Genomic DNA, 10,998 nt, shown 5'->3' with positions numbered 1-10,998 from the left:
GGGAGGGTGTGGGAGAGTAGGTCACCGCCGGACAATCTTTGATGAGAGGGGTCTTGGTATCTGGTTTCGGATACCAAGGCCCCTCTTTTTTGTGTATGTTGGGGGTGGGGTTCTGACACTTGTTTTGGGTGTTGGGGCCCCTCTTTTGTATGCCTGGGCTTTTTTGTGTGTGCGGGCTTTTTGTGTGTCTCGGGTTCTTTGGCTGGTGGTGGGTGGGTCGGGATTCGGCTGGTTCTGGTTTCTTAGGTCGACATATCGCTCGTCGGAGATGCGGTCTCTCGTCGGCTGCCAAAGCTTCAGGCGCGGGGTCGTGGTGCGCTTGACGGGCCTTTTCCTGCGGCTCTGGGGTGGCCTCTTGAATGGTCTACCGGAGCTGCTTCGCCGGTCTTATGCGGGGCTTTTTCGAGGGTGGAGGCATTCCTCTGCAGGAGCATTACCGTGGCGCTCAGAGGCGGTTCTTGCGCTCGGAAGCCCGGGGCGCTGAGGGGGCTTTGCGGCTTCTCTGAGGGCTCTGGCCGGGGTTGTCGGAGGATCTCCGCGTTACGGGGGCGTACGGACCGGTGTGGGAGGTCAGTAGGGTTGAGGGGTGGATTATCGTGCGGTAGAACGCGCGATCATGGATCGTGGCGTCGAGTGGGATTTCGAGCCGACGCTCGATCGGATCGCGGCCCTTCTTGACCTGCTCGGCTCGCCGCAGCGGGCGTACCCCGTCATACACATCGCCGGCACCAACGGCAAGACGAGCACGGCGCGGCTGACCGAGGCGCTGCTGCGCGAGCGCAACCTGAGGGTGGGGCGGTTCACCAGCCCGCACCTGGTGTCGATGCGCGAGCGGATCACGGTGGACGGCGAGCCGCTGAGCGAGGAGCGCTTCGCGCAGGTTTACGAGGAGATCATCCCGTACGTCGAGCTGGCCGACACGCAAGGCCGGCGGATCCAGTTCTTCGAGCTGCTGACGGCGATGGCGTTCGCGGCGTTCGCGGACACGCCCGTCGACGTCGCGGTGATCGAGACCGGCATGGGCGGCTCGTGGGACGCGACGAACGTGGCGGACGGTGTGGTGTCCGTCATCACGCCCATCTCGCTCGACCACACCGACCGGCTCGGGCCCGACATCCCCAGCATCGCGGCGGAGAAGGCCGGCATCATCAAGCAGGGGCAGACGGCGGTGCTCGCGCAGCAGGAGCTGGCGGCGGCTGAGGTGCTGATGCGCCGCGTGGCCGAGGTCGGCGCGGTGGTGGCGCGCGAGGGCCTGGAGTTCGGGGTCATGAGCCGGGAGGTGGCGATCGGCGGGCAGCTAATCACCTTCCGCGGGCTCAAGGGCGTCTACGACGACGTCTACCTGCCCCTGTACGGCGCTCATCAGGCGAGCAACGCCGTGTGCGCGCTGGCCGCGGTAGAGGCGCTGACCGGCGGCGACGACCAGCTCGACGTCGATCTGGTGCGCCAGGCGTTCGCGACGGCGTCCTCGCCGGGGCGGATGGAGGTGGTGCGGCGTTCGCCCACGGTGGTGATCGACGCGGCGCACAACCCCGGAGGCATGCAGGCGACGCTCGACGGGCTGCATGAGGCGTTCGACTTCGCCAAGGTGATCGGCGTGGTCGGCGTGATGCGGGACAAGGACGTCGAGGCGCTGCTCGAACTGCTGGAGCCGGTGCTCGACGAGGTCGTGCTCACGCGTAACTCCTCGCCCAGGTCGATGCCCGTGGCGGAGCTGGCCGCGCTGGCCGAGCCGATCTTCGGCGACGACCGCATCCACGTCGTCGAACGCCTCGACGACGCCATCGACCAGGCCATCGGCATCGCGGACGCCGAGGGCGAGTTCAGCGGCACGGGCGTGTTCATCACCGGGTCCGTCGTCACGGCCGGCGACGCGCGGTTGCTCCTCAAAGCGGACGGAACACCATGAAGTTCGACGTCACTCCAGGCATGCGCAGGCTCGGCGGCACCGTGCTCGGCATGGAGGCCATCGTCGCCGCGCTCGTCACGCCTGTGGCGATCAACGGCGGAGTGGCGACCGGGCTCGCCGTGACCGTCGGCATCGGGCTCGCCGTGCTGTGCGTGGTCATCGCGGGCCTGCTCAAGTGGCCGTTCGGGTACATCGCCGGGACCGTCGTGCAGGTGCTCGCGATCTGCACGGGGTTCCTCGTACCGACGATGTTCTTCCTCGGCGCGATCTTCGCCGCGCTGTGGATAACGGCGATTATCGTCGCTCGCCGTGTCGAGGGCGCTACTTCCCGCTAAAGTCGGCCACTATGGCCGTCCCCCCAAGTACGCGGCCGCCGCTTCAGGCGCGCCCTAGTCGATCGTGGTCGCTCGACATTCTGCTCGGGCTCCTTATCGTGATCTCGCTGCCTCTGGCGGTGGTCGCGGTGCCCAACACGCTGTCCGTCGTCGCCGGGCTGCTGCCCCCCGACCTCGCCGGGGCCGGGCTCATGCGGACGCACGGGCTCGCGCTGCCAGCGCTGATGCTGGCGGTGCCGCTCGCGGTCGCGCTGACGCGGCGGGTGCCCGCGGCGCCGCTGCTGGTCGGCGCGCTGGCGCTGGTCGCCGTTTCCGACGCGGCGGGCGGCTACGCGGCGTCGGAGCTGCTCGTCGGCGTGGTGCGGGTGCTGCGCGGCCTCGGCTCCGGCGGGGTGCTGGCGATCACGCTCGTCGCCGTCTGGGACCGGGCGCCGGTGCTGCGCGGGCTGTGGGCGGGTGTGTTCGCGATGAGCCTGCTCACGGCGCAGGCGCTCGCGCTGTGGCCGCTGGACGAGGTGACGAGCTGGCGGGTGACGCTGCAGCCGTACCCGATGGTCACGGGCATCGCGCTGGGGCTTGCGGCCGTGCATCTGGTCGTGTGGATGATGGCCGGGCGGCCGGTCGGCGAGGGCTTCGAACGCGGCGAGCTGAAGCGGCTGCTGCTGCTCCTGGGGCCGGTGGCGGTGGTCGCCGCGGCGGCCGTCAGCACGGCGAGCGCCGGCTGGCGGTCCGGGGCGGTGATGCTGATCGCGGCGCTCGCGGTGACCGGTCTGCTGGGGCTCGCCTCGGTCGGCGGCGCGCACCGGCGTGTGATGGCGTACGTGATGGTAACGGTCGGCGTGGTGCTGCTGCCGAGCGCGGCGCAGGTCACGATGGCCGAGATGGGCGGGCTCGGCGGTCCTGGGCTGCGGGGCCTGTGGGTGGCGTACACGGTGGCCGGAGTGCTCGCGATCCTGGCCGCGGTGGCGGTGCGGCTGCTCGCGCGCGGCGGCGGTCGCTGGCTCGTGCCGCTGGGGCTGCTGGCCATGGTGGTCGGGCTCTGCTCGGTGCGGCTCGTGGTGCCGTCGGCCGACGGGATGGTGCTGACGGTTCCGTTCAGCCTGCTCGCCGTGGGGGCGGCGGTCGCGGTCACGGCGGCGCTGCAGGAGGTCGGGGTCGGCGCGGCCGCGTACGGGCTGACGCTGTGCTGCACGGGCGTGCTGGCGGGGTTCCTGCTCGGCGCGGGCGTGCAGATGGCGATGCTGGAAGGCGTACGGTCGCCGCAGGAGCTGGTCGACGGCTTCATGGGGGCGCTGCACTGGTGGGCGCTGATCAGCGGTTTCCTGATGGTGGCGATCATCGTGCTGGCCGCGCTGACGGCACGGCGGCCCGGCAGGGATCCCGCGGTGCCCGAGACGCCCTGCGCGGGGCCGCTTGAGCCCACCGACGTGCTGCTCGTGTCCGCGCCCGCCGGCGACCGGCTCGCCGCTGAGGCGCCGGGCGTGGCCGAGCCCGTCGTGACGTGGGGGTCGCTGAGCCCGGGTGACAAGCCCGCACCCGCGGTGCCTCCTCCCGGGCAGTCGCCCGAGGACTCCGGCTCCAGGTGAGGTGCCGCCGTACGGGATCGCCCGAGGATGCCGGTTCCAGGTGAGGCGCCGCCGTACGGGATCGCCCGAGGGCGCCGGTTCCAGGTGAGGCGCCGCCGTACGGGATCGGATGAGGAGGAAACGAGGGTAGGGGCGCGCCACGGTAAGCTGAGTGCCCTGCTACGGCGGCGCGTGGGCGCGTGCCCCGCGACGCGACCTCGCGGCCAGGCCGGTGCCCGCGGCCGCGATCACACCCATGTTCGAAGGAGAACCCCACGTGTCCGAGCGCACTCTTGTCCTGATCAAGCCCGACGGGGTTAAGCGCGGCCTCATCGGTGACGTGATCGCCCGTGTGGAGCGCAAGGGCCTCAAGGTCGTGGCGATGGACCTGCGCACTCTCGACGCCGAAACCGCCAAGGCGCACTACGCCGAGCACGCCGAGAAGCCGTTCTTCGGCGAGCTGGTCGAGTTCATCACCTCGGGGCCGCTGGTCGCCATGGTCCTCGAGGGGCCGCGGGCCATCGAGTCCTTCCGCGCGCTGGCCGGCGCCACCGACCCGGTCAAGGCCGCCCCCGGCACGATCCGCGGCGACCACGCCCTCGAGATCGGCGAGAACGTCGTTCACGGCTCCGACTCGCCCGAGTCGGCCGCCAGGGAGATCAAGATCTTCTTCCCCGACCGGTTCTGAGCGATCCGCTTCGGCGAGCCCGCGCAGCCTCGGCTGCGCGGGCTTTTCTGTCGGTGGGGCGGCGTAGGGTTCTGGCATCGCGGACGCCGGGTGTGGGCGGCCGGGACCGCTGTGGCTCAAGTGGTGGATCGTTCCAGTCGGCTATCGGATGTTGTGGTGCAATCCGGGCAAAGCTGCGGTTGAGGTAGGGGCTGGAGATTTTTGACAGGCGCGATGGCTCATTGCGCGCATCGGTGGGTACGTCACGTTACGATTCGAATTCATTCCGTAGTCACTCGCGAACGACGTTACGGAGGGCTCCGTTCCCCATGGGCAGCAAGCTCGCGTTCCTCGGCCGTGACATGGCGGTCGACCTGGGCACCGCCAACACGTTGGTCTACGTGCGTGGCCGCGGCATCGTGCTCAACGAGCCGTCAGTCGTCGCGATCAACACGGCTACCAGCAAGATCGTGGCGGTCGGCATCGAGGCGAAGCGGATGATCGGCCGCACACCGGGCAACATCATCGCGGTCCGCCCGCTCAAAGACGGTGTGATCGCCGATTTCGACGTCACCGAACGGATGTTGCGCTACTTCATCCAGCGGGTGCACCGCAGACGTCATTTCGCCAAGCCGCGCATCATCATCGCCGTGCCGAGCGGCATCACGAGCGTGGAGCAGCGGGCGGTGAAGGAGGCCGGCTACCAGGCGGGGGCCAGGAAGGTCTACATCGTCGAGGAGCCCATGGCCGCGGCCATCGGAGCCGGGCTGCCCGTCCACGAGCCCACCGGCAACATGGTGGTCGACATCGGCGGCGGCACCACCGAGGTGGCGATCATCTCGATGGGCGGCGTGGTCACCAGCCAGTCGATCAGGATCGGCGGTGACGAGCTCGACCAGGCGGTGATCGCGTTCGCGAAGAAGGAATACTCGCTGATGCTGGGCGAGCGCACCGCCGAGGAGATCAAGATCGCCATCGGCTCCGCCTGCCCGATCGGCGAGGAGTCGCACGCGGAGGTGCGCGGGCGCGACCTGGTCAGCGGGCTGCCCAAGACCGTCATCGTGTCGAGCGAAGAGATCAGGAAGGCCACCGAGGAGCCGGTCAACGCGATCGTCGACGCGGTCAAGACCACGCTCGACAAGTGCCCGCCCGAGCTGTCCGGCGACATCATGGACCGTGGCATCGCGCTCACCGGCGGCGGGGCGCTGCTCAAGGGGCTCGACGAGCGGGTCAAGGCCGAGACCGGCATGCCGGTCCACCTGGTCGACAACGCGCTCGACTCGGTGGCCATCGGCTCCGGCAAGTGCGCGGAGGAGTTCGAGGCGCTCCAGCAGGTCCTGGTGCCGGAGTCGCGACACTGATGAGAGACTCACGCCGTGCCCGGCTCGTCCTGGGAGTGCTGCTTGCGGCCGCACTCGTCATCCTGACCGTCGACCACCGCACGGGTGACAGCTCGCCGCTGCGCCCGCTGCGCGCGGCCGGCGCCTACCTGTTCGGCACGGCGGAGCAGTTCAGCAGCGTGGTCGTGCAGCCTGTCGGCGCGTTCCTGCACGCGCTCGTCACCGCCCCGGCCGCGCAGGAGCGCATCGAGGCGCTCAAAGAGGAGAACGCGAAGCTGCGGGCCGGGCTGCTGGCGGGCAAGCTCGACGCCGACCGGTCCAAGGAGCTGAAGAAGATGCTCGGGCTGGCCGGCATCGGGGGCTACAAGACGGTCCCCGCCAACGTGATCGCCAGGCGCGGGCTGCCCGGGTTCGAGGATGCCGTGGAGATCGACGTGGGCACCGGCGACGGCGTACATCCGGAGATGACCGTCATCAACGGCGACGGGCTGGTGGGGCGGGTGCTTCAGGCGACCTCCCACACCTCGACGGTGGCGCTGATCAGCGATCCCGCCTCATCCGTCGGGGCACGCCTCGAGGGCGGCAAGGAGATCGGCGTCGTGCACGGCGTAGGCGAGCACGGGCGGCTGGTGCAGTTCCGGCTGCTCGACTCGACGGCGCCGCTGAGCAGGGGCGGGCGGATCGTCAGCTTCGGGTCGCAGAACTGGCGGCCGTACGTGCCGGGGGTGCCGATCGGGGTGATCGAGCGAGTGGAGTCCACGCCCGGCGAGCTCACCCGCATCGCCTACGCGCGGCCGTATGCGGACCTGACGGCGCTCGACGTGGTGGGCGTGGTGGTGGAGGCGCCCAAGCGCGACCCGCGCGACGCGGTGCTGCCTTCGAAGGAGACGGCGCGATGAGGCGAGGGGCGAGCGGTTACGGAAAGGGGGCGTGGTGATCGGCGGGTTCTCCGTGGTGCTGGCGCTGCTGGCGCAGGTCATGCTGGTCAACCGGATGGCGCTGCCCGGCGGCGGCGCGCCCGATCTGGTGCTGCTCGCCGTCATCGGCACCTCCCTGACCAGAGGGGCGGCGCCGGGGGCCGTGCTCGGGTTCTGCACCGGGCTGCTGGTCGACGTCATGCCGCCCACCGCGCATCTCGTGGGCCAATACGCGTTCGTGCTGGCGCTCGTCGGCTACGTCGCCGGGCGCGGCGCGGGCGGGCCCGTCACCACGGTCGTGCTGTGCGTACTGATGGCGCCGCTGCTCGCGGCGGCCGTGGGCGGCCTGATCTCCGACCCCCGCGTATCGCTGGCCACCCTCACCGAGCAGGTGCCGGTCACGATCGTCTACACGCTGCTGGTCTCGCCGATCGTGATCTGGCTGACGACTAGGGGCAGACAGGCGAGGTTCTCGACATGACCAGGATGCGGGCGCGGTTGCTGGTGCTGCACGTCATCGTGGTGACGCTGCTGGTCGTGCTGGCCATGCGGCTCTGGCAGGTGCAGGTCGTGCGCGGGCAGGAGTTCGTGACGCGGGCGACCGAGACCAGGACGCGGACGGTCATCGTGCCGGCCGTGCGCGGGCAGATCCTCGACGCCAAAGGACGCCCCCTGGTGCGCAACAAGACCGCGCTCGTCGTCTCCGTCGACCGCAACCAGCTCCTGCGGATGAAGGATCGCGGCATCGGCGTGCTCCGCAAGCTGTCGCAGGTGCTCGGCAAACCGGTCGCCGACCTGCAGCAGCGCATCACGCCCTGCGGGCCCGGGGTGGGCAAGCCGTGCTGGGCGGGGTCGCCGTACCAGCCGGTCCCGCTGGACGAGAAGGTCGACACCCGCGAGGCGCTGCAGATCCTGGAGCGTCAGGAGGAGTTCCCCGGGGTGACGGCGGAGATCCACTCCGTGCGGCAATACCCGCTGGGCCGGTCCGGGGCGCAGATGCTCGGCTACCTGCAGCCCGTCACCGAGGCCGAGCTGGAGAAGCGCGAAGGGCTCAAGGCCAGCTTCTCCGGGGTCGACCTGGTGGGGCGCGACGGGCTCGAATACGTCTACGACGACGCGCTGCGGGGCAAGGCCGGGTGGCGCAGGGTCCAGGTCGACCGCATGGGCAAGGCGCTCGGCGTCGAGGAACAGGTCACACCCGTCCCCGGCGACCACCTGGTGACCAGCATCGACGCGCGGGTGCAGCTGGTCGTGGAGAAGGCGCTCGACCGGGCCATGAAGTCGGCGCCCGCTGCCGACGGCGGGGCGGCGGTGGTGCTCGACGCCCGTACCGGGCGGGTGGTGGCGCTGGCCAGCGCGCCCAGCTACGACCCGGAGATCTGGGCGGGCGGCATCTCGGCGCGCGGCTACCAGTGGCTGCTGTCGGAGAAGTCGGGCAAGCCGCTCGTGTCGCGGGCGATCAACGGGCAGTTCGCGCCCGGCTCGACGTTCAAGATCACCTCGGTGACGGCGATGCTGCGAGCCGGCTATCCGCTCAACGGCACCTACGGCTGCCCCGGCTCCGTCAACGTGGGCGGGCGGGCGTTCAACAACTTCCGCGGCATCCCGCTGGGCACGCTCAGCCTCCACACGGCGCTGGTGAAGTCGTGCGACACGATCTTCTACAAGGCGGCCTATGAGCAGTACCTCAAGGACGGCGGGCGCTACCCGAAGAAGAAGCCGAAGGAGATCTTCGCGAACACCGCGCGGGCGTTCGGCTTCGGCTCGCCGACCGGGGTGGACCTGCCCGGCGAGTCCGCCGGCCGCATCCCCGACCGGGCCTGGAAGAAGGCCATGTGGCAGAGCACCAGCGCCACCAACTGCGAGCGGTCGCGCAAGGGGTACCCGGAGGTCAAGGACAAGGCGCGGGCCGAGTTCCTCAAGCGTCTGGCGCTGGAGAACTGCACCGAGGGCTTCCTGCTGCGGCCCGGTGACTCGGCCAACTTCTCCATCGGCCAGGGCGACGTGCTCGTCACGCCGATGCAGCTCGCGCGTGCCTACGCGGCGCTGGTGAGCGACGGCAAGGTGCGCAGCCCGCGCATCGGGTGGGCGCAGGTGCGGCCCGACGGCAAGGTCGTGCGGACCATCCCGGTGCCGGTCGTCGGCAAGCTGCCGCTGAGCGAGAAGGAGCGGCGCTACATCAAGAACGCGCTCAGCCACGTCGCCGAGGACGGCACCGCGGCGGGGGCCTTCGCCGGGTTCCCGATGAACAAGGTGCGCGTGGGCGGCAAGACCGGCACGGCGGAGGTCTGGGGCAAGCAGGACACCTCGTGGTTCGCGTCGTTCGCGCCGACGAAGAATCCTCAGTACGTCGTCGTCGTGATGGTCTCCCAGGGTGGCATGGGCGCCCAGACGGCCGCACCGGCTGCCAGGGAGATCTACGAGGGCATCTACGGCATCAAGCGCAAGCCCGCGGTGCCTGGTGGGCGGCTGACGACCCGGCTGCCCAGGTTCGCCCCCGACGGAACGGTGGCCGGGGGATGAGCGGGCTTGCGGTCGCCGGTGCTCGGGGCTTGAGCGGGCTCAGACCCCTTGGCGGCCTCAGCCGAAGCGGGCTCGGGGTCGGCGATGCTCGGGGCTTGAGCGGGTCAGCTGCCGGCAGCGGTCGGTGGATGACCTGGTATGGCGTCGGCGGGGGCCGCGGCGGGGGCGGGCTTTCGGCCGAGGGTGGTTGTGGTTTGGGAAGGCTCGGGGCCGAGGGGTGTCGGGGGGCGAGTGGGGGCGCGGGCCTTGGTCGTCTGGGACTGAGTGGGCTTGGGCTGGGGCTGGGACTGAGTGGGCTTGGGCGGGGGCTGAGTGGGGCCGGGGGCCTGGAGGGGAGGGGTGTGAGGTGAACGCGCGTACGGTGGCGATCCGGCGACCCTCCCTCCTGCGGCGGATGGCGCGCGAGAACTCCGTCGTGCGCAGGCTCGACGGGCTGATGCTGGTCGCCGTGCTGGGGCTGTCGGTGATCGGCACGCTGCTGGTGTGGTCGTCGACCAGGACGTGGGCGCCGGGATCCACGGGGCTGGTCAAGAAGCACATACTCAACGAGACCATCGGCATGGTGCTGTGCGGCCTCGTGGCGATGATCGACCATCGGGCGATGCGGGCGTACGCGCCATTGGTGTACCTGCTGTCGCTGGTCGGGCTCGGGCTGGTGCTGACGCCGCTGGGCGCGACGATCAACGGGTCGCACTCGTGGATCCTGCTGGGCGGCGGGTTCGCCGTGCAGCCGTCGGAGTTCGCGAAGGTGGGGCTGCTGCTCATCATCGCGATGCTGCTGGCGCAACCCGCGGAGGGCACCGACCGGCCACGCGGGCTGGATGTGGTGCTGGCGCTCGTCGCCGCCGGCGTCACCATGGGCATGGTCATGCTCCAGCCCGACCTGGGCACGGCGATGGTGCTCGCGATCATCACGGCGTCCGGGCTGGTCATCTCGGGAGTGCGCAAACGGGTCATCGCGCTGATGACGCTGGCCGCCGGGGCCGCGGTGTTCTCGGTGTTCTACTTCCAGATGCTGGAGCCGTACCAGGTGGCGCGGTTCACGGCGTTCGTCGATCCGAACGTGGACCCGCGCGGGGTCGGCTACAACAGCACCCAGTCCATGATCGCGATCGGGTCGGGGCAGCTGCTGGGCAAGGGGCTGCTCGGCGGCGGGCAGACGACCGGGCGGTTCGTGCCCGAGCAGCACACCGACTTCATCTTCACGGTGGCGGGGGAGGAGTTCGGGTTCCTCGGGTCGGTGACGGTGGTGATGCTGCTCGGCGTGGTGCTGCTACGCGGGCTGAAGATCGCCAGGCAGTGCGAGGACCGGTTCGGGACGCTGGTCGCGGGCACGATCGTGTGCTGGTTCGCGTTCCAGGCGTTCATCAACGTGGGGATGACGATCGGGATCATGCCGATCACCGGCCTGCCGCTGCCGTTCGTCTCCTACGGCGGTACCGCCACCTTCGCCAACCTGATCGCGGTCGGGTTGCTGCAGGCCATCAAGATCCGGCGGCAGTCGTTCGACTAGCGCCTGCCTGTCTGCCTGCCACTCTGCGCATCGTCTGCCGGTCTGCTCTTCTGTCAGTGCATCGCATGCTGGTCCTGCCCTCGTGGCGGTGCAGCCGCAGGCTAGCGAGTGCGCGTTCGGAGACGGTGGTGTTTGTGCTGGTCAGTGTGGTTTTGTGGGGTCGGTGCAGGGCGTGACGACGGGAAATGTGACGGCGGACTCGGCAGGTGCCGAGCGCCGCTACGCTTGG

The 10,998-nt window shown here is 70.1% G+C and carries 9 protein-coding genes; all 9 read left to right on the top strand.

What is annotated here, in order from left to right; genetic code table 11:
- Nucleotides 1–616: 616 nt before the first annotated feature.
- On the top strand, nt 617–1,909 hold the full coding sequence (locus AB0K67_RS30470) for a folylpolyglutamate synthase/dihydrofolate synthase family protein (RefSeq protein ID WP_364067191.1): 1,293 nt from the start codon (nt 617–619) through the stop codon (nt 1,907–1,909).
- On the top strand, nt 1,906–2,244 hold the full coding sequence (locus tag AB0K67_RS30465) for a DUF4233 domain-containing protein (protein ID WP_364067189.1): 339 nt from the start codon (nt 1,906–1,908) through the stop codon (nt 2,242–2,244). Before AB0K67_RS30470 ends, AB0K67_RS30465 begins: the two co-directional genes overlap by 4 nt.
- 98 nt (nt 2,245–2,342) lie before the next feature.
- Nucleotides 2,343–3,830 carry a hypothetical protein gene (locus AB0K67_RS30460; protein ID WP_364067187.1) on the top strand — a complete coding sequence of 496 codons (1,488 nt, stop codon included), beginning with the start codon at nt 2,343–2,345 and terminating at the stop codon, nt 3,828–3,830.
- 256 nt (nt 3,831–4,086) lie between these two features.
- A complete protein-coding gene (ndk, locus tag AB0K67_RS30455) occupies nt 4,087–4,497 on the top strand; it encodes a nucleoside-diphosphate kinase (protein WP_364067185.1) in 411 nt (136 codons plus the stop codon).
- A 308-nt stretch (nt 4,498–4,805) separates the two neighbouring features.
- Nucleotides 4,806–5,837, top strand: coding sequence for a rod shape-determining protein (locus tag AB0K67_RS30450; protein WP_364067183.1), 1,032 nt, complete (start codon nt 4,806–4,808; stop codon nt 5,835–5,837).
- A complete protein-coding gene (gene mreC / locus AB0K67_RS30445; RefSeq protein ID WP_364067181.1) occupies nt 5,837–6,715 on the top strand; it encodes a rod shape-determining protein MreC in 879 nt (292 codons plus the stop codon). Before AB0K67_RS30450 ends, mreC begins: the two co-directional genes overlap by 1 nt.
- Nucleotides 6,716–6,749: 34 nt before the next feature.
- On the top strand, nt 6,750–7,214 hold the full coding sequence (mreD, locus tag AB0K67_RS30440; RefSeq protein WP_364067179.1) for a rod shape-determining protein MreD: 465 nt from the start codon (nt 6,750–6,752) through the stop codon (nt 7,212–7,214).
- Nucleotides 7,211–9,256 carry a penicillin-binding protein 2 gene (gene mrdA / locus AB0K67_RS30435; RefSeq protein WP_364067177.1) on the top strand — a complete coding sequence of 682 codons (2,046 nt, stop codon included), beginning with the start codon at nt 7,211–7,213 and terminating at the stop codon, nt 9,254–9,256. The genes mreD and mrdA overlap by 4 nt, the downstream gene beginning before the upstream one ends.
- Before the next feature lie 346 nt (nt 9,257–9,602).
- Nucleotides 9,603–10,769 (top strand): rod shape-determining protein RodA, encoded by a 1,167-nt coding sequence (gene rodA, locus AB0K67_RS30430; RefSeq protein ID WP_364067175.1) that lies wholly within the window; start codon nt 9,603–9,605, stop codon nt 10,767–10,769.
- The last annotated feature ends 229 nt before the right edge of the window (nt 10,770–10,998 follow it).

This window comes from Nonomuraea sp. NPDC052634, assembly GCF_040678535.1.
GTDB classification, from domain to species: domain Bacteria; phylum Actinomycetota; class Actinomycetes; order Streptosporangiales; family Streptosporangiaceae; genus Nonomuraea; species Nonomuraea fastidiosa.
This window is presented reverse-complemented; position numbering and strand designations above follow the sequence as displayed.

Bases quoted from the DNA above. Each gene is read 5' to 3' on its own strand.
- AB0K67_RS30470 (WP_364067191.1), top strand. From the start codon at position 617: ATGGATCGTGGCGTCGAGTGGGATTTCGAGCCGACGCTCGATCGGATC.
- AB0K67_RS30465 (WP_364067189.1), top strand. From the start codon at position 1,906: ATGAAGTTCGACGTCACTCCAGGCATGCGCAGGCTCGGCGGCACCGTG.
- AB0K67_RS30450 (WP_364067183.1), top strand. From the start codon at position 4,806: ATGGGCAGCAAGCTCGCGTTCCTCGGCCGTGACATGGCGGTCGACCTG.
- mreC (WP_364067181.1), top strand. From the start codon at position 5,837: ATGAGAGACTCACGCCGTGCCCGGCTCGTCCTGGGAGTGCTGCTTGCG.
- mrdA (WP_364067177.1), top strand. From the start codon at position 7,211: ATGACCAGGATGCGGGCGCGGTTGCTGGTGCTGCACGTCATCGTGGTG.